This is a genomic window from Streptococcus sp. Z554, from assembly GCF_053010305.1.
The window spans coordinates 146,292-170,089 of sequence record NZ_JBRKNV010000003.1; the positions used below are offsets into that span (position 1 = coordinate 146,292).

A 23,798-nucleotide genomic window follows, 5' to 3' on the forward strand; every position below is an offset into this window, starting at 1 on the left:
CCTATCGGTAAGAAACTTATCGTTATTGGTTAGTGCTATTATTATTACTGTTATTATTGTTACTATTACCGTTATTATTGTTGTTGCTACTATTTCGATTATTGTTTCGATTATTGTTGTTATTGCTATTGTTGTTTGAGTTATTATTGTTGGAATTAGATGATTTTGGTAGACTTCCCAAAATAGTATTCCAAGCATTTTGGTAGTCAGCATCGCTTCCACCAATAGCAAATCTGTAGGTAGTAGTCGGAGCACCAGTTTGGTTTGCCCAGTAGCTTGTTACCATTTCTCCAGTCACATTAATCTCTTTACCGTTGATAGTAACCTTACCTGGCTTCTGACCAGTCGATCTAAGAACTTGAGAAGAAGTAACGCTTGGGTCAAGGCGGAATCGTTCAGAACCCCAAGCAGAAGGGGAAGCTTGCTGGATAGCATTTGCCAGATAAGCCATATATTTAGCATTGCGGTAGTGACCAGCTCCCTTACCAAGAGATCGGTTGTCATCGTGACCAAGCCAACCCCCAAGTGTCAATCGTGGAGTTGAAAGCATCAGCCACATATCGCCATCATCATTGGTTGTACCAGTTTTACCAATCCAATCAGCACCTGCTAAACTTGGATTGATAGCAGCAAGGTCGCTCTGGAAGCTTGAGGTGATTCGTGACGAAATAACATCTCGCAATAAGCTCTGCATAATGGTTGCAGTCGCTTTAGAGTATACCTGAACAGGTTCATCTTTATGTTCATAGATAACCTCACCATTCGTTTTTTCGATTTTCGAAATCATGAATTTTTTATGATAAACACCGTTGTTGGCTAAGGTTTGGTATCCGTTTGTATGTTGAGCTACAGTAACCTCAATTCCTCCTCCCATAGGAAGACTTTCAATACCGTATTCTGGGATTTCATAGCCCATTTTTTCCATGTAAGAGCGAACATCGACTCCTTTTTCACGGAGGGTACGATAAGTCCAGTAGGCTGGGATATTCCATGAATAATTGAGAGCTTCTTTAAGACTCATCATGGCAGTACCAGAGCTATTGACATACATAATAGGATTTCCGTTTGAGAAGTTGGTTGGATAGTTGGATAGGACACTTGCACTTCCCATCAAACCTTGGTCAATGGCAACACTGTAGGCTAGGATAGGTTTTGTAGTAGAAGCAGGAGAGCGTTTAGTATCAAAAGCGTGGTTGTTTTGGTTGCTTTGGTAATCGCGACCACCCACAAATCCTAAGATAGCTCCCGTTTGATTATCCATCAAGACATTTCCCACTTCTGGCTGACCGGTATCATCATCAACTAGATAGCCATAGTTTGCCACCGCCTCTTGCATAGCAGTATGGATCGCTTTGTCGATTGTAGTTGTGATACGGTAACCACCATTTTGAATTTCTTTTTCGGCTAATTCACGATAGGATTTCTGGATAGATTCGTTCTTGAGTTCTTGAGCAGAAACGTTATCTTTTTTCACCAAGTAATCATACATGAGGTTAGTTGCTTCATCAAGTGCAGTAAAGTAGAGATAACCTCTAGAAGATACGTTTACACTTTCTGCTGGCAAGAAATCTTGTTTGATGTCGTATGCTTTATAGGTTTCGTAGTCTTCTTGACTAAGGACTCCAGTTCTGTACATATTGTAAAGAACATCTTGAGAGCGTTTGATACCAAGTGCCATATCTTCTTCACTCTTCATTTCTCCCGTAGATTCATAAGGTGAGTAAGAGATGGGACTTTGTGGCAAGCCTGCTATGAAGGCTGCTTGAGGTATCGTTAGCTGATAGGCGTCAACACCGAAAATACCCTTGGCTGCTTGTTGAGCTCCTGCGATATTTTGCCCTTTATTGTTACGACCAAATGGAGCGACGTTGAGATAGGTGGTCAAGATTTCGTCCTTACTCATTGCTCTCTCTAAGGCTAGGGCGTCCACGATTTCAGTTGCTTTACGAACTAGTGTAGGAGCATCACCAACCACTTGTTGCTTGATGAGCTGCTGTGTTAGTGTAGAACCTCCACTAGAAGAACCAAGTCCGATAAAGTTTCCAAGACTGGCACGAATAACCGCTTTAGGAACGACTCCATTATGTTCGGCGAAATGTTCATCCTCGGTCGCAACGATAGCTTGTTTGAGATTTTCTGAGATAGCATCTGATGCAACAGATGTCCGAAGGAGGTCACTTTCGATAGCACCAATCATGGAACCGTCAGCATAGTGAATCTCAGAGATGGATGAAATATCGTTCACTTGTTTGACTAAATCTTCTGTTTGAGGAACGGTCACTTTGTCAAATAGAGATACAGCATAACCGAAAACAACCCCAGTGCCTAAAAGTCCACCAAGGAAGGCAATGATGAATAGGGTGTTAAAGGTTGCCTTGATTCCTAGTAAGACATTAGCAAAGATAGTCCAAATATTCGTTTTGGTTTGCTTTTTCTTTTTAGACTTTTTAGGGCCACCTTTACCTAAATGTATATTTTTTAGTTTTGATGTTAGAGACTGCAGTAAGGCCAGTCCTTTTTCTTTCATGGATAATAATGTATTCTTCATTTCTTTCCTCACTCCTTATTATTATACCATAAAAGCAATGATTGCAAGAAATTAGTCTTAGAGTAGCTTTAGAGCTGTTTAGGAAACAAAAAAACCAGGTATATTCAACCTGGTTTTAAGGGTTTATTTTTCTCCTGAAAGTTCTTTTCCAAGATTAATCAGATAGTCTTTCAAGTCATCTTTGACTTGAGGATGTCTGAGAGCGTAGTCAATTGAAGTCTTCATAAATCCAAACTTGTCTCCCACATCGTAACGAGAACCTTTAAATTCGCGAGCAAATACTCGTTGAGTTTTGTTGAGTGTGTCGATAGCGTCTGTCAGCTGGATTTCATTTCCGGCACCAGGTTTTTGATTTTCAAGGATACCGAAAATCTCAGGTGTAAGTAGGTAACGGCCGATGATGGCTAAATCACTAGGTGCGTCCTCAGGTGCTGGTTTTTCAACGAAGGTTTCAACACTGTAAAGTCCGTCTTTTCCTTCTCCTTGAGGCGCGATGACACCATAGGCAGAAACTTCTTCGTGAGGTACAGGCATGACTGCGATGGTAGAAGCGTGAGTCTCTTCGTAATCATTCATGAGCTGTTTGGTCAATGGGACAGCATTGTCATCAGTGATATCCATGAGGTCATCTCCGAGCATCACCACAAAGGGTTCGTTCCCGACAAATGCTTTAGCTTGTAAAACGGCATCTCCGAGTCCACGTGGATGTGTTTGACGAATAAAGTGAAGACGCATGCCAGTCGTTTCATCCACTAATCGTAAGAGATCCGTTTTCCCCTTTTCCTTGAGGTTGTGTTCTAGTTCAAAGTTTGAGTCAAAGTGGTCTTCGATCGAACGTTTTGACTTTCCTGTTACGACAAGAATGTCCTCAATTCCAGACTTCAGAGCTTCTTCAACGATGAATTGAATAGTTGGTTTATCCACGATTGGCAACATTTCTTTGGCCAAGGCTTTGGTAGCAGGTAGGAAACGAGTTCCAAGCCCCGCGGCAGGGATAACAGCTTTTCTAACTTTTTGCTTCATGAGCTTCCTTTCTAACGGTGATTATGACCACTCGTTTTCTGCCTTGAACTCGTTACTCATGAGTTCAGAAACAGCATCTTTAATATTAACATTTTCATAAATAACTTGGTAGATAGCCTGGGTAATAGGCATATAGACTCCAAGCTCTTGCGCCAATTCGTAAGCTGCTTTGGTTGTTGAAATTCCTTCGATGACCATGCCCATATTGGCTTCGATATCAGCTAAGGCTTCGCCACGTCCAAGAGCATCACCTGCTCGCCAGTTACGTGAGTGGACAGAGGTTCCGGTAACGATTAAGTCTCCAACCCCTGAAAGTCCGCTATAAGTCAGTGGATTTGCTCCAAGCTTGACACCTAGGCGAGTGATTTCTGCAAGCCCACGCGTGATAATAGCAGCTTTGGCGTTATCTCCAAATCCAAGCCCATGAAGAGCACCTGCACCAACAGCAATGATATTTTTAAGAGCACCAGCTGTTTCTACTCCGATCACATCTGTATTGGTATAAAGACGGAAGTAGTGGTTGCTAAAGAGTGTCTGAACATACTGTGCAGTTTGTAAATCCTTGGATGCGGCAGTGATCAAGGTGATGTCGCGGACGATCGTTTCTTCCGCATGACTAGGACCAGATACAACCACAATTTCACTTCGGAACTCTTCAGGAATTTCTTCTTCAAGAATGGTTGAAAGACGTTTGTGACTATTTGGTTCAAGCCCTTTCGAAGCGTGCATGATAACGACTTTATGGTCAAGAACAGCAGCCACCTGTTGAGCTACCAATCTAGTCACCTTGGTTGGAACTACGAACAAAACAGCGTCAACACCCTTCAAGACTTCGGTCAAATCATGGTAGGCTATAATTTTTTCGTCTAATACAGTATCCTTAAAATAGCGTTTGTTGGTATGTTGTGTATTGATTTCGTCAATTTGGTCAGGAATATTTCCCCAGATACGAACTTCGTGTCCATTGTCATTTAAAACTTGTGACAGAGCAGTACCCCAAGAACCAGGCCCTAAAACAGCGATGGTTTGTTTGTTCATTTTCCCCTCCTTCTGAGAAAGCACTTTCCTATATTCTACCATAAAAAACCCTATCTTGCATCTATATTATTTATGAAGGATAAATTGAATGGTAAATGATAGATATTGGAGGATGTTTAGAAATTATTTTGTAGAATAGCCTAGTATTCAAAGTGCGAAACGATAAAAAACACGAAAAGGAGAACAATATTTCCCCTAAAAATGGTATAATAGGACCATCACGAAAATTGGAGAGACACTATGAGTTTTTACAATCATAAAGAAATCGAGCCTAAGTGGCAAAAATACTGGGCTGACCATCACACATTTAAGACAGGAACAGATGCTTCAAAACCGAAGTTTTATGCGCTTGACATGTTTCCTTACCCATCTGGAGCGGGTCTTCACGTAGGACACCCAGAAGGTTATACTGCGACAGATATCCTTAGCCGTTTCAAACGTGCCCAAGGCTACAACGTTCTTCACCCAATGGGTTGGGATGCTTTTGGTTTGCCTGCAGAGCAATACGCTATGGATACGGGGAATGATCCAGCAGAATTCACAGCAGAAAACATTGCCAACTTCAAACGCCAAATCAATGCGCTTGGATTCTCTTACGACTGGGACCGTGAAGTCAATACGACAGATCCGAACTACTACAAGTGGACGCAATGGATCTTCACTAAGCTTTACGAAAAAGGTTTGGCTTATGAAGCTGAAGTGCCAGTAAACTGGGTGGAAGAATTGGGAACAGCTATCGCCAACGAAGAAGTTCTTCCAGATGGAACCTCTGAGCGTGGTGGCTATCCGGTTGTCCGCAAACCAATGCGCCAATGGATGCTCAAAATCACGGCCTATGCGGAGCGCTTGCTCAATGACTTGGATGACCTTGACTGGCCAGAGTCTATCAAGGACATGCAACGCAACTGGATTGGGAAATCAACTGGTGCCAATGTCACTTTCAAAGTGAAAGGGACAGATAAGGAATTCACTGTCTTTACCACTCGTCCTGACACTCTTTTTGGGGCGACCTTCACTGTCTTGGCGCCTGAGCATGAGCTAGTAGATGCCATCACAAGTCCAGAACAAGCAGAGGCTGTTGCTGACTACAAACACCAAGCTAGCTTGAAATCGGACTTGGCTCGTACAGACCTTGCCAAGGAAAAAACAGGGGTTTGGACTGGTGCTTATGCCATCAACCCTGTCAATGGTAAAGAAATCCCAATCTGGATTGCCGACTACGTTTTGTCTAGCTATGGTACAGGTGCTGTTATGGCTGTACCTGCCCACGACCAACGTGACTGGGAATTTGCCAAACAGTTTGGTCTTCCAATCGTAGAAGTGCTTGAAGGTGGAAACGTTGAAGAGACTGCTTACACAGAAGATGGCCTTCACATCAACTCAGACTTCTTGAACGGTCTTAACAAAGAAGAAGCGATTGCCAAGATTGTAGCTTGGTTGGAAGAAAAAGGCTGTGGTCAAGAGAAAGTGACCTACCGTCTCCGCGACTGGCTCTTTAGCCGTCAACGTTACTGGGGTGAACCAATCCCAATCATTCATTGGGAAGATGGAACTTCAACAGCTGTTCCAGAAAGTGAATTGCCACTTGTCTTGCCAGTAACCAAGGACATCCGCCCTTCAGGGACTGGTGAGAGTCCACTAGCTAACTTGACAGACTGGCTGGAAGTGACTCGCGAAGATGGGGTCAAAGGTCGTCGTGAGACCAATACCATGCCACAATGGGCAGGTTCAAGCTGGTACTACCTCCGCTATATCGACCCACACAACACTGAGAAATTGGCCGATGAGGATCTCCTCAAACAATGGTTGCCAGTCGATATCTACGTGGGTGGTGCAGAACACGCCGTCCTTCACTTGCTCTACGCTCGCTTCTGGCATAAATTCCTTTATGATATCGGTGTTGTTCCAACTAAAGAACCATTCCAAAAACTCTTTAACCAAGGAATGATTTTGGGCACAAGTTACCGTGACCACCGTGGTGCTCTTGTGGCAACTGATAAGGTTGAAAAACGAGACGGTTCCTTCTTCCATGTGGAAACAGGAGAAGAATTGGAGCAAGCACCAGCCAAGATGTCTAAATCCCTCAAGAACGTGGTGAACCCAGACGATGTGGTGGAACAATACGGTGCTGATACCCTTCGTGTCTATGAAATGTTCATGGGACCACTCGATGCTTCAATCGCTTGGTCAGAAGAAGGTCTGGAAGGAAGCCGTAAATTCCTTGACCGTGTGTACCGTTTGATTACAAGTAAAGAAATCGTTGCGGAAAACAATGGTGCTCTAGACAAGGTTTACAACGAAACCGTTAAAGCTGTCACAGAGCAAATCGAGTCCATGAAATTCAACACAGCCATTGCCCAACTCATGGTCTTTGTCAACGCTGCTAACAAGGAAGACAAACTCTATGTGGACTACGCCAAAGGCTTTATCCAATTGATCGCTCCATTTGCGCCTCACTTGGCAGAAGAACTCTGGCAAACAGTGGCAGCAACAGGCGAGTCTATCTCTTATGTAGCTTGGCCAACATGGGACGAAAGCAAATTGGTTGAGGACGAAATCGAAATTGTCGTTCAAATCAAAGGAAAAGTCCGTGCTAAACTCATGGTCGCGAAAGACCTATCACGCGAAGAATTGCAAGAAGTGGCTCTGGCTGACGAAAAAGTCAAAGCAGAGATTGATGGCAAGGAAATCGTGAAAGTAATTAGTGTACCAAATAAATTGGTTAACATTGTTGTGAAATAACCAATTTATTTGCTCATTTGCAACCTCAAACAGTTTCCCAAACTGTTTGAGCCAACTAAACTCGTGAATATTGTTGTGAAATAAAGAAGAAGGCCATCAGTTGAAATCTCTTAGAGAATGTTAGAAAGGTTTGCTATGATTAACATTACAAAAGGAACATCTGTTTCAGTTGATGACGTTTTGCATCTCTATCAGGCAGTTGGTTGGACAAATTATACACATCAACCTCAGATGTTGGAGCAGGCCTTGTCTCATTCGCTAACGACTTATCTTGCGCGTGATGGTGAGGAAATCGTTGGTTTAGTGCGTCTGGTTGGAGACGGTTTTTCATCGGTTTTTGTCCAGGATTTGATTGTTTTGCCTAGCTATCAGCGCCAAGGAATTGGTAGTAACTTGATGAAAGAAGCCTTGGCTGACTATAAGGATGCCTACCAAATACAACTAGCGACTGAACAGACAGAAAAAACCTTGGTTTTTTACCGTTCACTGGGTTTTGAAACCTTATCTACTTATGATTGCACAGGAATGATTTGGGTGGATCGAAAAAAATTACAATAATTCTTTTATCTTAAGTTAATTTTAAGTATTCTCCTGTATCATATAGTCATTAAGTAAAGACCTCCTAACTTTATTTAATAAAAATCCTAAACTTTTCTTTTTCATAATAATCTCCCTAAAGAAGCCACCAAATCAGGTGGCTTTTTTTATGTTCAAATGCAGAAGTTTTAAGGTAGAATTGACCACATAATCATCCATTTCGACCACATAGCACCAAACTATATTTTTTCTTTTTTCTTTTTGTTAAACTGAAGGTGTAAAAAGGAGGAAGGAAATATGATTTTACAAGCAAAAGGCCTCACTAAGAACTATGGAGACCATACAGCAGTAAGAGATATAAATTTAGAGTTTAAAAAAGGAAGTTTTAACGCAATCTTAGGACCTAATGGGGCTGGAAAATCGACCACGATTTCAATGTTAATCGGACTTAAACGAGCAACTAATGGTCAAATCATCTATGCGCCCAATACTAGGATTGGAGTTGTTTTTCAAGCAAGTGTATTGGATGAAAAGTTGACGGTCAAAGAAAACCTAGCCATTCGAGCCAAACAATATAAGGGAATTACCTATAATCGTGTCGATGAGTTGATCCATCAACTGGGTTTGACAGCTTTTCAAAAACAACTTTATGGAACTTTATCCGGAGGACAGAAACGTCGAGTTGACATTGCTCGTGCTCTCCTTTCAAAACCGGATATTCTCTTTTTAGATGAACCGACGACAGGACTAGACATTCAGACTCGTAAATCCATTTGGGACTTATTGTACCGTCTACAAAGGGATGAAGAGATGACTATTATCTTAACGACTCATTATCTGGATGAAGCAGATGAGGCAGATCAACTTTATATTATAGATCATGGAAAGGTTATTGCCCAAGGTTCTGCTGCTGAAATTAAAAGTGAGTACGCTTCTAATCTTTTAAAAATTTGTTTTAAGGATAAGCAGGTGGAGAAATTCTTACCTAAAAATATGCCTGTGGAAAAGGAAAATGAGTTTGAGTATAGTCTTTATCCTAAGAGTCAATTGGAAGCTATTGATTATTTGACCCAAGTTCGTGAGAAGATTGCTGGCTTTGAATTTCGTCCAGGAACTATGGATGATGCCTTCATAGCCCTTACAGGAAGAGAGGTGCGCTAATGTTAGCCTTATTAAAACGTGATTTTTTATTGTATTTTCGTAATCGTTCAGGAGTCTTTTTCTCATTACTGGGAGCTTTGATTTCCTTTCTACTCTATATCATTTTTTTGCAGAAGAATTTGACAGATGCCTGGTCCCAACTTCCTGATAATAAGAGCCTTTTAAATAACTGGCTGATGGGTGGAACCTTGGCTGTGACTGGGATTACAACCAGTTTTACAGCTTTAACCCAGATGGTACAAGACCGTGAAAATCAAGTGGATCAGGATCTCTTTTTGACAGACTTAGGGAGCTGGGGCTTGCAACTGTCTTATCTTATTAGTAGCCTAATCATTTCCTTTGTTATGCAAGCCTTTATGCTTATTGTTATGAGCCTTTATTTTCAAGAAATTCCAGCTACGAGTAAGCTATTTGAAATAAGTTTAATCATGCTGCTAAGTAGTCTCCTTTCAACATTGGTAAATGTACTCTTGATTTATCATTTCCAGTCAGTAGATAGTCTGGGTAAACTGGCTACCATTATAGGTACAGCTTCAGGATTTTTAGTAGGAACTTATGTTCCGATGGGAATCCTACCTAATTTTGCTCAACTTCTCATGAAGTGCACACCGGCTACCTATCTTGCTTCTCTCTATAGACAGGTCTTAATGAGGGAGCAATTAGAAACTACATTTATGGGGAATAGTAGCTTATTAGAAGAGTTTCAAGAAAAATTGGGAGTCCAGATTCATTGGCAGGAGCTATTAACAAAGGAAGAAACATACTTAATAGTGGTGAGTATCTGCCTTCTAACTTTTCTGCTTTGGTTGGTGTTGGTTAAGATTTCTAGCAAGAAAAAATATAATCATTTTATCTTAAGCTAACTTTAAGTCTTTTCCTGTATCCTATAATCATTAAGTAAAGACCTCCTAATACTCTTCGAAAATCTTATCACCCTTCGTTAGAGTCGACTTAGCTAACTTTAGTTATGCTTGCGTCACTCTGCCTAACCTGATTTCGATTTTCATTGAGTAATCTTTATTTAATAAAAATCCTAAACTTTTCTTTTTCATAATAATCTCCCTAAAGAAGCCACCAAATCAGGTGGCTTTTTTGTTTGTAGGCTAGATTTTTGCTATAATAGAAGCATGAGTAGAATTTTAGATAATGAAATCATGGGTGATGAGGAGTTGGTAGAACGCACCCTCCGTCCCCAATATTTACGTGAATATATCGGTCAGGACAAGGTAAAGGATCAGCTACAAATCTTTATCGAGGCAGCCAAAATGCGCGATGAGGCGCTGGACCATGTTCTTTTGTTTGGCCCTCCAGGTCTTGGGAAAACAACCATGGCTTTTGTCATTGCCAATGAATTGGGAGTCAATCTCAAGCAAACGTCTGGCCCTGTCATTGAAAAAGCGGGTGATCTGGTAGCGATTTTGAATGACTTGGAGCCTGGAGATGTGCTCTTTATCGACGAGATTCATCGCTTGCCCATGTCGGTAGAAGAGGTGCTTTACAGCGCCATGGAAGACTTCTACATTGACATCATGATTGGTGCAGGAGAAGCTAGCCGTAGTGTTCATCTAGACTTGCCACCTTTTACCTTGATTGGGGCAACGACACGAGCAGGGATGCTGTCCAATCCTCTTCGTGCCCGTTTTGGGATTACAGGCCACATGGAGTATTATGAGCATGCTGACTTGACAGAAATTGTCGAGCGGACGGCAGATATCTTTGAGATGGAAATTACTCACGAGGCAGCTTCCGAGTTGGCTTTACGCAGTCGTGGAACTCCTCGTATTGCCAATCGTCTCCTCAAGCGCGTGCGTGACTTTGCGCAGATTATGGGCGATGGCTTGATTGATGATGTCATTACAGATAAGGCTCTTACCATGCTGGATGTAGATCATGAAGGATTGGACTATGTAGATCAGAAAATCCTTCGCACCATGATTGAGATGTATGGTGGCGGTCCTGTCGGTCTAGGTACTCTTTCGGTTAATATCGCTGAAGAGCGTGAGACGGTAGAAGATATGTATGAACCTTACCTAATCCAGAAAGGCTTTATCATGCGAACTCGTTCAGGACGAGTTGCGACAGCCAAGGCTTATGAGCATTTAGGATATGAATACATTGAAAAATAAGGATGAAATCTTGGACTCTTTCAGAGAAAATCCTGATATGATGGCCATTCTGACTATCATCCGAGACCTGGAGTTGAAAGATTCCTGGTTGGCAGCTGGTTCGGTTCGAAATTTTATCTGGAATCTCTTGTCCGATAAACCAGCCTTTGACCGCCAAACAGATGTGGATGTGATTTTCTTTGACCCAGATGTGAGTTATGAAGAAACGCTGGCTATAGAGAATAAGTTGAGAGAGGACTTTCCCCAGTATCAGTGGGAGCTGAAAAATTAAGTTTATATGCATCAGCATAGTCCCCATACGCCTCCCTATGTGAATTCCTGTGATGCCATGAGTAAATATCCTGAACGTTGTACGGCGATAGGACTTCGCTTGAAGACAGATGCAACTTTAGAGCTCTTTGCGCCTTATGGCTTGGAGGATATTTTGAACTTTCAGGTTCGCCCAACTCCTCATTTTTTAGAAAATCAAGACCGAATGAAGCTTTATCAACAGCGTCTATCCAAGAAAAACTGGCGAGAAAAATGGAAAAATCTCACATTTGAAATCACTTAAGGAAACTTTAAGATAGGAGCTGTATACTTATCTCATAAGTTAAGAAGACCTTAACTTATACTCCTAAAACTTTTTCATAATAATCTCCCTATAAAAAATCAAGTCGCCCAATCAGGCGGCTTTTTTGTTCTAAGGTCAAGAACTTTCATGATATAATAGCCCTATGAGATTAGATAAATTTTTAGTAGCCTGCGCTGTCGGAAGTCGGACTGAGGTCAAAAACTTTCTAAAGTCAGGGCGCGTGACGGTCAATGGTAAGAAAGAAAAATCTGCTAAGTTGCAAATTAATGAAGAGACAGATGAGATTTGCTTTGATGGGCAAATGCTAGAGTATGAGGAGTTTGTTTACTATATGATGAACAAGCCTAAAGGAGTTATCTCAGCAACTGAAGATCCCAAGCACAAGACTGTCTTGGATTTGATGGATGACTATGCACGTGCCAAGGAAGTTTTCCCAGTAGGGCGCTTGGATATCGATACGCATGGACTCTTGCTCTTGACTAATGATGGCAAGCTAGCTCATGCTCTTCTCTCACCTAAACGTCATGTGGATAAGACCTATTTGGCGCAGGTCAAGGGAGTGATGACAGACGCAGATGTTGAGACATTTGCGCAAGGAATTCCTATCAAGGACTTTACCTGTCAGCCTGCCAAGCTAGAGCTTGTGTCTATTGATAGGGAAAAGGATGAAAGCTTGGTCCGAGTAACTATTGCAGAAGGGAAATTCCACCAGGTCAAGCGTATGGTGGCTTACTGTGGCAAGGAAGTTGTGGACTTGCAACGTCTGACCATGGGAACGTTGACCTTGGATGAGGATTTGAAACGTGGAGAATGGCGTCGTTTAACTAAGGAAGAACTGGAAGGCTTGCTTGAAAGTGTCAGCTAGTGACAGCTGAATCATGAAATATTAGGAAAATGTGAGGAAAATATCCTTGCCTTTTTCAGTTTTCGGTTGCTTCCTTTGTGAAAAGCGTTATAATAGACTGTAGAATAAAAGGAGGATTTTATGAACGCGATTCAAGAATCATTTACAGATCAATTATTTGCCAACTATGAAGCAAATGTAAAATATCAAGCTATTGAAAATGCTGCCAGCCACAATGGAATTTTTGCGGCCCTAGAGCGTCGCCAAAGTCATGTAGACAATACACCTGTTTTCTCACTTGATTTGACTAAGGACAAGGTCACTAACCAGAAGGCTTCTGGTCGTTGCTGGATGTTTGCGGCCCTCAATACTTTCCGCCACAAACTCATCTCTCAATACAAACTTGAAAACTTTGAATTGTCACAAGCCCACACCTTCTTCTGGGACAAGTATGAAAAGTCTAACTGGTTCTTGGAGCAAGTGATTGCGACTGCAGACCAAGAATTAACAAGTCGTAAGGTTAGCTTCCTGCTCCAAACTCCTCAACAAGACGGTGGTCAGTGGGATATGGTTGTGGCTCTCTTTGAGAAATACGGTGTCGTGCCTAAGTCTGTTTATCCAGAGTCTGTTTCATCTAGCAATAGCCGTGAGCTCAATGCCATTCTTAATAAATTACTTCGTCAAGATGCACAAATCTTGCGCGACTTATTAGCTTCTGGTGCAGACCAAGCAAGTGTTCAAGCTAAGAAAGAAGACCTCTTGCAAGAAATCTTTAACTTCCTTGCCATGTCATTAGGGCTTCCACCACGTCAGTTTGACTTTGCTTATCGTGATAAAGATAATAACTACCAAAGCGAAAAAGGCATCACTCCACAAGAGTTTTACAAGAAATATGTAGATCTTCCACTAGAAGACTATGTTTCTGTTATCAATGCTCCAACTGCTGATAAACCTTACGGTAAATCATACACAGTTGAGATGTTGGGAAATGTCGTTGGTAGCCGTGAGGTTCGCTACATTAACGTACCTATGGAACGCTTGAAAGAATTGGCGATTGCTCAAATGCAAACAGGAGAAACTGTTTGGTTTGGTTCAGATGTCGGCCAACTCAGCAACCGTAAAGCAGGAATCCTTGCGACAGATGTTTATGACTTTGAATCAAGCATGGACATTAAACTGACTCAAGACAAGGCTGGACGTTTGGACTACAGCGAAAGTCTGATGACCCACGCCATGGTCTTGACAGGTGTTGATTTGGATGAAAATGGTAAATCAATCAAGTGGAAAGTCGAAAACTCATGGGGAGACAAGGTCGGTACAGATGGTTACTTTGTTGCCTCAGATGCTTGGATGGACGAATACACTTACCAAATCGTTGTTCGTAAGGAATTATTAACAGCAGAAGAACGAGCTGCTTATGAAGCAGAACCAATCGTCCTTGCACCATGGGATCCAATGGGTGCCTTGGCAGAATAAATGAGATATAAAAAAGAGAGTGGGACAGAAATCGGTAATTCGTTAGAATTCGATTTCGTCGTCCCACCTCCGCACAGTTGAGTAGGGTTATAAAAGCTGATGAAATCAGCGTAGTAGAGCCCACTCAACCACTGCGTCTTGCTCGACAATCCAAAGACAATTGAGAGGCTAGGACTTTTGTCCCAGCCTCTTTTTTGTTTATATATTCTCACCGAGATTACATGATACCGAAGAAACGAGCTGCGATACCAACTGCAAATAGAGCAAGGATGATTGTGATTGGAGATACTTTTTTCTTAAGCAACCACATGCAAAGGAAAGTAAGGAGAAGTCCCATCAATCCTGGAATCAATGAGTTCAACTGACCTTGAAGAGTTTGAGGTTGAACGCTATCTAGGCTCAATCCACCAAGTGCTTGACCAAGGATACCCTTCAATTCAGCACCTGTTACAGGACCTTCTGGGAAGTTGATGTAAGCACCTTCTGCCAATTGTTTACCTGGGAGATCAACAGTGAAGTTGATAGATACCCAACGTTGTACAAGTACGGCAAGGATGAACATACCAAGGATAGATGCTCCTTTAGTGATGTCTTTTAAGATACCACCAGACATGTCTTTAGTGATTTCAGATCCAGCCTTGTAACCAAACTCTTGTGTGTACCAAAGGAAAGACATACGGATAGCATTCCATCCAAAGAAGAAGAGAAGTGGGCCAACGATGTTACCAGTTGCAGCAAGTGATGCACCAAGGGCACCAAGGATAGGACGAACTGTAAACCAGAAGACTGGGTCACCGATACCAGCAAGAGGTCCCATCATACCGATCTTAACCCCTTGAACAGCAGCGTCTTCAATTTCAGCACCGTTAGCACGTTCTTCTTCAAGAGCAAGTGTAACCCCGATAATTGGAGCAGCTACGTATGGGTGAGTGTTGAAGAACTCAAGGTGACGCTCAAGAGCAGCAACTTGATCTTCTTTTTTAGTGTAAAGTTTCTTGATAGCTGGGATCAATGAGTAAGCCCAACCCAAGTTTTGCATACGTTCATAGTTCCAAGAACCTTGAAGGAATTGAGAACGGAACCAAACTTTTTGGCGATCTGATTTTGTTAATTGAATTTTTTCAGCCATGATTGTACCCCTTTCTAGTAGTCTTCTAGGATATCACCGATTGGATCGTTAGAAGTTGCAGCTCCTCCTCCACCGTTTCCACCTTGTTTAGAAAGATTGAGGTAGATGAAGGCAAGGGCAACACCGATTACACCAAGGGCAATCAAAGTCAATTGAGAGATTGCTGCAAGAGCAAAACCGATAGCAAAGAATGGCCAAACTTCACGAGTTGCCATCATGTTGATAACCAAAGCGTAACCAACGGCAACGACCATGGCACCACCAACAGCCATACCACCATTCAACCAGTCTGGCATAAGACCAAGAGCGTCTTGAACAGCAGAAGCTGGGATAGCAATCAAGAAAGCAGCTGGGATGGCGATACGAAGACCTTGAAGGACAAGGGCAAAGTAGTGAGCGCGCTCAACAGCAGCAAAGTTACCATCTTTAGCAGCAGCATCAGCAGTGTGAACCAAGGCAACAGAGATTGTACGAACAATCATTGTCAAGAAAAGTCCAGCTACGGCAAGCGGGATTGCTGTTGCTGTAGCAACTGCGATACCTTCTTGAGTGAAGTTACCACCTTTAATCATGATGATTGCTGCGGCAACAGAGGCAAGGGCAGCGTCAGGAGCAACGGCAGCACCGATGTTTGCCCAACCAAGGGCAATCATTTGAAGAGATCCACCAAGCATAACCCCTGCTTCGAGGTTACCAGTTACAAGACCGATGAGGGTACATGCTACGATTGGTTGGTGGAATTGGAATTGGTCGAGGATACCTTCAAGACCTGCGAAGAAGGCAACAACTACAACCAAGATAGCAGAAATGATTGAAATATCTGACATGGTTTTATTCCTTTTCTATTTAATGTTAATTATTGAACGTTAGCTTTGCTAATCAAGTCAAACAAATCTTTTTTAGTGTCGTTTGGAACTTTACGTACGTCAAATTCAACACCGAGATCACGCATTTTTTCAAATGTAGCAACGTCGTCTTTGTCCATTGACAATACGTTGTTGACCATTGTTTTACCAGTTGAGTGAGCCATTGATCCAACGTTAAGAGTCTTGATTGGCACACCGCCTTCGATAGCACGAAGGGCATCTTGAGGTGTTTCAAACAAGATAAGGGCATGTGTATCACCAAAACGAGGGTCTTTTGCAACCTCAATCAATTTTTGGATTGGAACAACGTTAGCCTTCACTCCGTTTGGAGCCGCTTGTTTGATCAATTCTTTACGAAGATCGTCCTTCGCTACGTTATCTGAAGCAACAATGATACGGTCTGCTTTTGAATCTGGTGTCCAAGCAGTAGCGACTTGTCCGTGAAGAAGACGTGTGTCAAGACGTGCAAGGTTGATTTTCAATTTACCGTCTCCGATAACAGTTCCTTCTGGGATAGCAGCTTGGGCTACAGGAGCAGCTGCAGTAGTTGCAACTTCCTCGGCTGGATTAAGCTCTTCTGGAAGAGCCTTGATGCCATCTTTGGCTTCTTTAATGATGTTTGCAGCGACTTTGGCCACTCCGGCATTAGCGTCCATTAGGCGCTCAGTGTAGGCTTGGATTAACATCGGCAAGTTAAGTCCAGTGATGATGGCAAATTTACGCTCAGGATTTTCTCCCATTACGCGGCTAGCTTGGTTAAATGGAGACCCACTCCAAAGGTCAGCCAAGACTAGAACCTCATCTTCTGCGTCAAATGCAGCCACAGCATTGTTGAACTTGGCGTATAAATCATCTGGACCTTCGTTTGGCATAAAGGTTACAACTTGAACCTTTTCTTGTTCACCAAAGATCATAGATCCTGACTGATGAATACCCGCGGCAAATTCACCGTGGCTCGCAATAATGATTCCGATACTCATTATTGTCATTCCTCCTTATAAAATGATTGACTTGTAGTTTAAGATAACTTTAAGACTCTTTAAGTATAAACCGTTTTCATCAAAAAATCAACTACTTATGATAAATCCTAAAAAGTAGAGGGAGAAGACTGTTTTTTGGAATATTGACATATCAACATTCTGTGGCTCTATCTGGAGAATCGTAAAAAAATTTAATATAAAAAAGTCCTAGTACAGAAATAGACGAACTAAATTTAGGTATCCTAGTTCCAGCCCCCTATATTTCAACCAACCATTGGATGCTTAAAGAATGTGGATAGAAAATGACGTTTTTCATCAATAGTGTTCTTGAGCGTTAAAAAAAGAACTTTAAGCTCAATAAATTGCTATGTCAAAATTTTATTGCACAAAAAAATCGAGGCGGGGTCTTTTGTCCCTACCTCGTTTTGCTATTTATGATCTATCTTAATGAGTAAAGTCTAGAACCATGCGACCTTGGATGGTACCAGCAGCCATTTCATCAAAGACAGCAATGGCATCTTCGACAGGCCGTTTTTGAACGACTGGAACAACGAGACCTTCAGCACCAAATTGGAAGGCTTCTTCCAAATCTTTACGTGTACCAACAAGGGAACCGATAACCTGAATACCGTCAAGAACTGTTTTAACGATGCTTAGATCCATCATTTCTGAAGGGAGTCCGACAGCTATTACACGACCGCCTGCACGAACAGAGTCAACTGCTTGGTTGAAGGCAACTTTTGATACAGCCGTTACGACAGCTGAGTGAGCACCACCGTTTGTTTTTTCTTTGATAAGGCCGGGAACATCTTCGACTTCAAGACCATTAATCACGATATCAGCACCAACTTCTTTAGCTAGAGCAAGTTTATCGTTGTTAATATCTACTGCGATAACGTGAGCGTTGAATACTTTTTTAGCGTATTGAACAGCTAAGTTACCAAGTCCTCCAGCACCATAGAGTACAACCCATTGGCCTGGCTCAACTTTTGCTTCTTTGATAGCCTTGTAGGTGGTAACACCGGCGCAAGTGATTGAAGAAGCTTGGGCTGGATCGAGACCTTCTGGAACCTTAACGGCATAATCTGCAGTTACGATACATTGTTCTGCCATACCACCATCAACTGAGTAGCCAGCATTTTTTACTGTACGGCAAAGGGTTTCGCGTCCGGTTGTACAATATTCACACATACCACAGCCTTCAAAGAACCAAGCAACACTGACACGGTCGCCAACTTTTAGGCTCTTAACATCAGGAGCGACTTCTTTTACGATACCGATCCCTTCGTGACCGAGAACACGTCCTGGAACTTTTCCAAAGTCACCATGGGCAACGTGGAGGTCAGTGTGGCAAACACCACAGTACTCAACTTCAACAAGTGCTTCCCCAGTTTCGAGCGGGCGGAGCACTTTTTCTTCAATAGCAACACCAGTGCTTTCTGGATTTACAACAACAGCTTTCATAGCTATCCTCCTTGGTTAGTAGTTGAGGTGCAGAGGAAAAGGGGCTTGCCTTAAATCGTGATTTAAGTGAAGTCGAATTTGAACTGCCCTCTTTTTTGTTTATATGTGAATTATATCACAATATTTAATATAGTGCAAGGAGATTTATGCAAAAATATATGAAATCGCTTAACTGGTTGATAAGTATGTGAAATTTGAACAATGATATCTAACGTAGTTAAATAAAATTTCATATAAATAGGAACTTGTTTGGTCTCAAATCTAGGGAGCGAGGTTGCAAACAGGTTTTCTAAGATTGATCTCTAGGAGTTTTTGGTATAATAGAGAGTAATTTATTTCTAGTATGAGAAGTTAGAGTGAGAGGTATGTATGTCCCCTTCAATTCAGTTATTAAAAGACCGCTATTTAAAAAATATCAAAGAAAATCCAGATCTCCACATCGGTATTGAGTTGGAGTTTCCTATCGTTCATACCAAAGGTCAGCCTACAGATATTGAAGTCAGTAAGGATCTGATGCGTTTTTTGGTTGATGCTCTCAGTCTGGAAATCGAAAAGGCAGACCAGGAGGGCAATCCGATTCAACTTGTAGAACCGACGAGTCAAGATCGAATTCTGTTTGAGGTTTCCTACACGACCTTGGAATTTGCCTTTGGTAGGGCTCAGAATATCCAAGAGGTCGAAGGACGCTTTGAGGCCTATATGAAGGTAATTCAAGAAAAATTAGGAGAAAAGGCTCATGCTATCCAGGGATGGGGGATCCATCCGCATTGGGATACTAATGACAATCGACCTGTGGCTTATCCACGCTACCAGATGCTAATGGATTACCTGCATATGGGAAGTCGTCAAGAAAGAGCTGATTTGCATGATTTTCCTGAATATGGTGCTTTTATCTGCGGGAGTCAAGTTCAGCTGGATGTTTCAAAATCTAACTACCTGCGTGTTATCAATGCTTTCACCCAGATAGAGGCAGCCAAAGCTTACCTGTTTGCCAATTCTGAGTTTTCTGGAGCAGGCTGGGACACCAAGATTTCACGAGATATTTTTTGGGAAGAATCCTTGCATGGGATTTATCCAGAAAATGTTGGTGTTAATGCCAAACTCTTTAAAGATGAGGATGATTTCTTTAATTATCTAGACCGCTCTGCGATTTTTACAGCAGAACGTGAGGGGGAAACCTACTATTTTTCTCCGATTCGGGCTAGAGATTATTTAGATACTGATGACATTTCTGCCTATACTCTGAATGGGAAAGAAACTCTTCTTGTTCCTCAAGAGAAGGATTTTCAAACACACCGTAGCTATCAATTTCAGGACTTAACAACACGAGGGACTGTTGAATTTCGTAGTGTTTGTACACAGCCACTAGACCGCACCTTTGCTTCGGCGGCCTTTCATCTAGGTTTGTTGGTCAATCTAGACAAGTTTGAAACTTACCTAGAAACAGCTCCTTTCTTTGAGAAATTTGGTCGTGACTACAAGTCTTTGAGAAGACTGTTTTCTAAGAAAAAACTTACAGATGAGGAAACAGCTGGGATTGTCCAGTTCTCCAAAGACTTACTCGCTATAGCAGAGCAAGGACTTGAGGTGAGAGGTCAGAGTGAAATGGCTTATTTAGAGCCTTTGAAAGAAGAATTGGACCTATATTTTTCTTATAGGGAAGAATTTTCTGAAAAATCATGTTATAATGAATAAGACTATAGATAAAGGATAGAGATTTATGACATTAGTTTATCAATCAACGCGTGATGCGAACAATACAGTAACAGCCAGCCAAGCGATTTTGCAAGGCTTGGCAACAGATGGAGGTTTGTTTACTCCAGTGAGCTATCCAAAGGTGGATTTGGATTTTGACACATTGAAAGACGCTTCTTATCAAGAAGTTGCGAAACTGGTCTTGTCAGCCTTCTTGGATGATTTTACAGCTGAAGAGTTGGACTACTGTATCACCAATGCCTATGACAGCAAGTTTGATACACCAGCTATTGCCCCTCTTGTCAAACTCGATGGCCAATACAACTTGGAATTGTTCCACGGTTCAACCATCGCCTTTAAAGACATGGCCTTGTCTATCTTGCCATACTTTATGACGACAGCTGCCAAGAAACACGGCTTGGAAAACAAGATCGTCATCTTAACAGCGACATCTGGAGATACTGGGAAAGCTGCTATGGCAGGTTTTGCAGATGTTCCAGGTACTGAAATTATCGTCTTTTATCCAAAAGACGGTGTCAGCAAGGTACAAGAGTTGCAAATGACGACTCAAACTGGGAACAATACCCATGTAATCGCTATTGATGGAAACTTTGACGATGCCCAGACTAATGTGAAACAGATGTTCAACGATGTGGCTCTTCGTGAAAAATTGGCAGCCAACAAGTTGCAATTTTCATCAGCTAACTCTATGAATATTGGTCGTTTAGTGCCACAGATTGTCTATTATGTTTATGCCTACGCTCAGCTTGTTAAAACTGGTGAGATTAAGGCTGGTGACAAGGTTAACTTCACAGTACCGACAGGAAACTTTGGGAATATCTTGGCCGCTTTTTACGCTAAACAAATCGGCCTACCAGTTGGTAAGTTGATCTGTGCTTCAAATGACAACAATGTCTTGACAGACTTCTTCAAGACACGTGTCTATGACAAGAAGCGTGAGTTTAAGGTAACTACTAGCCCATCTATGGATATCTTGGTCTCTTCAAACTTGGAGCGCTTGATTTTCCATCTTTTGGGAAATGATGCGGTTAAGACAGCTGAACTCATGAATGCTTTGAATACCCAAGGTCAGTACGAGTTGACTGATTTTGATGCAGAGATTCTTGACCTTTTTGCAGCTGAGTATGCGACGGAAGCAGAAACAGCAGCAGAAATCAAGCGTGTTTACGAGTCAGATTCTTATATTGAGGATCCTCATACAGCAGTTGCTTCGGCCGTATATAAAAAATACCAAGCAGCGACAGGCGATGCGACTAAGACCGTGATTGCTTCAACAGCTAGTCCATACAAGTTCCCAGTGGTTGCAGTAGAAGCTGTAACAGGAAAAGCAGGCTTGACAGACTTTGAAGCCTTGGCTCGGTTACATGAGATTTCAGGTGTTGCCTTGCCACCAGCAGTGGATGGCCTTGAAACAGCTCCAGTTCGTCACAAGACAACGGTTGCCGCAGCAGATATGCAGACTGCAGTAGAAACTTATCTAGGACTTTAAAAGAGAGGAAGTAAACTCGGTTGGGAAACTAACTGAGTTTCTTTTCATCAGGAGGAAGGATTGTTTAAGAAAAATAAGGATATTCTCAACATTGCTCTGCCAGCCATGGGTGAAAATTTCTTGCAGATGCTCATGGGAATGGTAGATAGCTACTTGGTGGCACACTTGGGTTTGATCGCCATTTCGGGTGTGTCTGTAGCTGGAAACATTATCACCATTTATCAGGCTATTTTTATTGCCTTGGGAGCAGCCATTTCCAGTGTCATTTCCAAAAGTTTGGGACAGAAGGACCAGTCTAGACTAGCCTACCATGTGACAGAAGCACTTAAGGTCACCCTACTACTGAGTTTATTTTTAGGGGGCTTATCCATCTTTGCAGGCCGAGAGATGATTGGTCTGTTGGGGACAGAAGCGTCTGTAGCTGAGAGCGGTGGACTTTACCTATCATTGGTGGGTGGCTCAATTGTTCTCTTGGGCTTGATGACTAGTTTGGGGGCTTTGATTCGTGCTACCCACAATCCTCGACTGCCGCTTTATGTTAGTTTGTTATCCAATGCTTTAAATATCCTTTTTTCAAGTGTCGCCATTTTTATCCTTGATATGGGGATAGCTGGTGTGGCTTGGGGGACTATTTTGTCTCGTTTGGTCGGGGTTGTGATTTTGTGGTCACAATTAAAACTTCCATATACGAGACCAAGTTTGGGACTGGATAAAGATCTGCTGACCTTGGCTTTACCTGCAGCGGGAGAACGTCTCATGATGAGGGCTGGTGATGTCGTCATTATTGCCTTGGTTGTTTCCTTCGGAACTGAGGCAGTCGCGGGAAATGCTATCGGTGAAGTTTTGACACAGTTCAACTACATGCCTGCTTTTGGTGTCGCTACGGCAACAGTGATGCAGGTGGCTCGAGCAGTTGGAGAGAATGATTGGGCAAGGGTGGACAAGCTAAGTAAGCAAACGTTTTGGTTGTCTTTCTTTCTCATGTTGCCCTTAACGCTTAGTATCTATGCTCTCGGAACACCACTAAGCTATCTCTACACCAGCGATCCTGTGGCTATCAAAGCCAGTGTTTTGGTGACTTTTTTCTCTCTATTAGGAACTCCTATGACGACGGGGACAGTCATTTATACAGCTATCTGGCAAGGTTTGGGAAATGCCCGGCTACCCTTTTATGCAACAAGTATCGGAATGTGGTGTATCCGTATCGGAACAGGCTATCTGATGGGAATTGTTCTTGGTTGGGGCTTGCCAGGTATTTGGGCTGGAACCTTATTGGACAATGGTTTTCGATGGTTTTTCCTACGCTATCGTTACAAATCTTATATGGCATTGAAAGGATAAGAAATGCAAGGAACAGCTTTTATTTGGGATTTAGACGGAACCTTATTGGACTCCTATGAAGCTATTTTGTCAGGGATCGAGGAGACCTATGCACAGTTTTCCATTCCTTTTGACAAAGAAAAAGTTCGAGCTTTTATCTTGAAATACTCTGTCCAGGATTTACTAGTGCAAGTGGCAGAAGAGCGAGGGCTAGATTTAGGGATTCTCAATCAAGTTCGTGCTCAGAGCTTGGCTGAAAAGAATGCCCAGGTCATTTTGATGCCAGGGGCGCGCGAGGTTTTAGCCTGGGCAAATCAGCAAGGAATTCAGCAATTTGTCTACACCCACAAAGGCGATAATGCCTTGACTATTTTACGAGATTTGGGATTGGATGTTTATTTCACAGAAATTTTGACAAGCCAGAGCGGTTTTGCTCGGAAACCAAATCCAGAAGCAGCTACCTATCTTATCAATAAGTATCATTTAAAACTAGATCGCACCTATTATATAGGGGACCGCACCTTGGATATCGAATTCGCTCAAAACAGTGGCATCCAGAGTATCAATTTTCTTGGAAGTCCGGTGGATTGCAATCATCAGATTGCTGCTTTAGAGGATATTCCTTCTCTCTCTTTTTGAAAACTTCGTGAAAGAGAATGTGTCAGCTTTATGACAAAAATCATACAAACTATTTCAATGAATGTGGATTGTTACAGAGTTTAAACAGTTTTATTAAATAGCCCCCAAAGGGCTTTTTTTCTTTTT

18 protein-coding genes and 1 pseudogene are annotated in these 23,798 nt (G+C 42.2%); 12 read left to right on the plus strand and 7 right to left on the minus strand.

Annotated elements, in window-relative coordinates; genetic code table 11:
- Positions 1-22 precede the first annotated feature (22 nt).
- The 3 genes from pbp1b to ACVC7R_RS04430 all read right to left on the minus strand — a co-directional run bounded on the left by pbp1b (position 23) and on the right by ACVC7R_RS04430 (position 4,609).
- Positions 23-2,548: a penicillin-binding protein PBP1B gene (pbp1b, locus tag ACVC7R_RS04420; protein WP_447263715.1), complete on the minus strand. Its 2,526-nt coding sequence runs from the start codon at positions 2,546-2,548 to the stop codon at positions 23-25.
- A gap of 123 nt (positions 2,549-2,671) precedes the next feature.
- Positions 2,672-3,571 carry a UTP--glucose-1-phosphate uridylyltransferase GalU gene (galU, locus tag ACVC7R_RS04425; RefSeq protein WP_447263716.1) on the minus strand — a complete coding sequence of 300 codons (900 nt, stop codon included), beginning with the start codon at positions 3,569-3,571 and terminating at the stop codon, positions 2,672-2,674.
- A gap of 21 nt (positions 3,572-3,592) precedes the next feature.
- The gene (locus ACVC7R_RS04430) at positions 3,593-4,609 is read right to left on the minus strand and encodes an NAD(P)H-dependent glycerol-3-phosphate dehydrogenase (RefSeq protein WP_447263717.1); all 1,017 of its coding nucleotides are present in this window, start codon (positions 4,607-4,609) and stop codon (positions 3,593-3,595) included.
- Between the two features lie 240 nt (positions 4,610-4,849).
- Here ACVC7R_RS04430 and leuS point away from each other — a divergent pair, with 240 nt between their 5' ends.
- The 8 genes and pseudogenes from leuS to pepC all read left to right on the plus strand — a co-directional run bounded on the left by leuS (position 4,850) and on the right by pepC (position 14,069).
- Complete coding sequence (gene leuS / locus ACVC7R_RS04435) at positions 4,850-7,351, plus strand: leucine--tRNA ligase (protein WP_447263718.1); 2,502 nt, start codon at positions 4,850-4,852, stop codon at positions 7,349-7,351.
- Positions 7,352-7,486: 135 nt separating this feature from the next.
- Complete coding sequence (locus tag ACVC7R_RS04440; RefSeq protein WP_447263741.1) at positions 7,487-7,909, plus strand: GNAT family N-acetyltransferase; 423 nt, start codon at positions 7,487-7,489, stop codon at positions 7,907-7,909.
- Between the two features lie 276 nt (positions 7,910-8,185).
- Positions 8,186-9,049 (plus strand): ABC transporter ATP-binding protein, encoded by an 864-nt coding sequence (locus ACVC7R_RS04445; protein ID WP_447263719.1) that lies wholly within the window; start codon positions 8,186-8,188, stop codon positions 9,047-9,049.
- Positions 9,049-9,912 carry an ABC transporter permease gene (locus ACVC7R_RS04450; protein ID WP_447263720.1) on the plus strand — a complete coding sequence of 288 codons (864 nt, stop codon included), beginning with the start codon at positions 9,049-9,051 and terminating at the stop codon, positions 9,910-9,912. Before ACVC7R_RS04445 ends, ACVC7R_RS04450 begins: the two co-directional genes overlap by 1 nt.
- A gap of 264 nt (positions 9,913-10,176) precedes the next feature.
- Positions 10,177-11,175 (plus strand): Holliday junction branch migration DNA helicase RuvB, encoded by a 999-nt coding sequence (gene ruvB / locus ACVC7R_RS04455; protein ID WP_004250631.1) that lies wholly within the window; start codon positions 10,177-10,179, stop codon positions 11,173-11,175.
- Positions 11,156-11,728, plus strand: a pseudogene (locus tag ACVC7R_RS04460) (nucleotidyltransferase family protein). Before ruvB ends, ACVC7R_RS04460 begins: the two are co-directional and overlap by 20 nt.
- Positions 11,729-11,891: 163 nt before the next feature.
- The gene (locus tag ACVC7R_RS04465; protein ID WP_447263721.1) at positions 11,892-12,614 is read left to right on the plus strand and encodes a pseudouridine synthase; all 723 of its coding nucleotides are present in this window, start codon (positions 11,892-11,894) and stop codon (positions 12,612-12,614) included.
- Between the two features lie 120 nt (positions 12,615-12,734).
- Positions 12,735-14,069, plus strand: coding sequence for an aminopeptidase C (gene pepC / locus ACVC7R_RS04470; protein WP_447263722.1), 1,335 nt, complete (start codon positions 12,735-12,737; stop codon positions 14,067-14,069).
- Positions 14,070-14,286: 217 nt separating this feature from the next.
- Here the strand turns inward: pepC and ACVC7R_RS04475 are convergent, their stop codons facing one another.
- From ACVC7R_RS04475 to adhP, 4 genes are all read right to left on the minus strand, one after another.
- On the minus strand, positions 14,287-15,198 hold the full coding sequence (locus ACVC7R_RS04475) for a PTS system mannose/fructose/sorbose family transporter subunit IID (protein WP_447263723.1): 912 nt from the start codon (positions 15,196-15,198) through the stop codon (positions 14,287-14,289).
- Positions 15,199-15,212: 14 nt separating this feature from the next.
- A complete protein-coding gene (locus ACVC7R_RS04480) occupies positions 15,213-16,025 on the minus strand; it encodes a PTS mannose/fructose/sorbose transporter subunit IIC (protein WP_447263724.1) in 813 nt (270 codons plus the stop codon).
- 29 nt (positions 16,026-16,054) lie between these two features.
- Positions 16,055-17,044 carry a PTS sugar transporter subunit IIB gene (locus tag ACVC7R_RS04485; protein WP_447263725.1) on the minus strand — a complete coding sequence of 330 codons (990 nt, stop codon included), beginning with the start codon at positions 17,042-17,044 and terminating at the stop codon, positions 16,055-16,057.
- A 444-nt stretch (positions 17,045-17,488) separates the two neighbouring features.
- Positions 17,489-18,508 carry an alcohol dehydrogenase AdhP gene (gene adhP, locus ACVC7R_RS04490; protein ID WP_414282418.1) on the minus strand — a complete coding sequence of 340 codons (1,020 nt, stop codon included), beginning with the start codon at positions 18,506-18,508 and terminating at the stop codon, positions 17,489-17,491.
- Between the two features lie 369 nt (positions 18,509-18,877).
- Between adhP and ACVC7R_RS04495 the strand changes: the two genes are divergently transcribed.
- The 4 genes from ACVC7R_RS04495 to ACVC7R_RS04510 are packed head-to-tail and all read left to right on the plus strand — an operon-like array spanning position 18,878 to position 23,672.
- Positions 18,878-20,203, plus strand: coding sequence for a gamma-glutamylcysteine synthetase (locus ACVC7R_RS04495; RefSeq protein ID WP_447263726.1), 1,326 nt, complete (start codon positions 18,878-18,880; stop codon positions 20,201-20,203).
- Between the two features lie 25 nt (positions 20,204-20,228).
- Positions 20,229-21,713, plus strand: a complete 1,485-nt coding sequence (gene thrC / locus ACVC7R_RS04500; protein WP_447263727.1) for a threonine synthase — start codon at positions 20,229-20,231, stop codon at positions 21,711-21,713.
- Between the two features lie 60 nt (positions 21,714-21,773).
- Positions 21,774-23,054, plus strand: coding sequence for an MATE family efflux transporter (locus ACVC7R_RS04505; protein ID WP_447263728.1), 1,281 nt, complete (start codon positions 21,774-21,776; stop codon positions 23,052-23,054).
- 3 nt (positions 23,055-23,057) lie between these two features.
- The gene (locus ACVC7R_RS04510; RefSeq protein ID WP_447263729.1) at positions 23,058-23,672 is read left to right on the plus strand and encodes an HAD family hydrolase; all 615 of its coding nucleotides are present in this window, start codon (positions 23,058-23,060) and stop codon (positions 23,670-23,672) included.
- Positions 23,673-23,798 lie beyond the last annotated feature (126 nt).

Excerpts from the sequence above, each read along its gene's own strand:
- pbp1b (WP_447263715.1), bottom strand. The coding sequence starts at position 2,548 with ATGAAGAATACATTATTATCCATGAAAGAAAAAGGACTGGCCTTACTG.
- galU (WP_447263716.1), bottom strand. The coding sequence starts at position 3,571 with ATGAAGCAAAAAGTTAGAAAAGCTGTTATCCCTGCCGCGGGGCTTGGA.
- ACVC7R_RS04430 (WP_447263717.1), bottom strand. The coding sequence starts at position 4,609 with ATGAACAAACAAACCATCGCTGTTTTAGGGCCTGGTTCTTGGGGTACT.
- leuS (WP_447263718.1), top strand. The coding sequence starts at position 4,850 with ATGAGTTTTTACAATCATAAAGAAATCGAGCCTAAGTGGCAAAAATAC.
- ACVC7R_RS04440 (WP_447263741.1), top strand. The coding sequence starts at position 7,487 with ATGATTAACATTACAAAAGGAACATCTGTTTCAGTTGATGACGTTTTG.
- ACVC7R_RS04445 (WP_447263719.1), top strand. The coding sequence starts at position 8,186 with ATGATTTTACAAGCAAAAGGCCTCACTAAGAACTATGGAGACCATACA.
- ACVC7R_RS04450 (WP_447263720.1), top strand. The coding sequence starts at position 9,049 with ATGTTAGCCTTATTAAAACGTGATTTTTTATTGTATTTTCGTAATCGT.
- ruvB (WP_004250631.1), top strand. The coding sequence starts at position 10,177 with ATGAGTAGAATTTTAGATAATGAAATCATGGGTGATGAGGAGTTGGTA.
- ACVC7R_RS04465 (WP_447263721.1), top strand. The coding sequence starts at position 11,892 with ATGAGATTAGATAAATTTTTAGTAGCCTGCGCTGTCGGAAGTCGGACT.
- pepC (WP_447263722.1), top strand. The coding sequence starts at position 12,735 with ATGAACGCGATTCAAGAATCATTTACAGATCAATTATTTGCCAACTAT.
- ACVC7R_RS04475 (WP_447263723.1), bottom strand. The coding sequence starts at position 15,198 with ATGGCTGAAAAAATTCAATTAACAAAATCAGATCGCCAAAAAGTTTGG.
- ACVC7R_RS04480 (WP_447263724.1), bottom strand. The coding sequence starts at position 16,025 with ATGTCAGATATTTCAATCATTTCTGCTATCTTGGTTGTAGTTGTTGCC.
- ACVC7R_RS04485 (WP_447263725.1), bottom strand. The coding sequence starts at position 17,044 with ATGAGTATCGGAATCATTATTGCGAGCCACGGTGAATTTGCCGCGGGT.
- adhP (WP_414282418.1), bottom strand. The coding sequence starts at position 18,508 with ATGAAAGCTGTTGTTGTAAATCCAGAAAGCACTGGTGTTGCTATTGAA.
- ACVC7R_RS04495 (WP_447263726.1), top strand. The coding sequence starts at position 18,878 with ATGTCCCCTTCAATTCAGTTATTAAAAGACCGCTATTTAAAAAATATC.
- thrC (WP_447263727.1), top strand. The coding sequence starts at position 20,229 with ATGACATTAGTTTATCAATCAACGCGTGATGCGAACAATACAGTAACA.
- ACVC7R_RS04510 (WP_447263729.1), top strand. The coding sequence starts at position 23,058 with ATGCAAGGAACAGCTTTTATTTGGGATTTAGACGGAACCTTATTGGAC.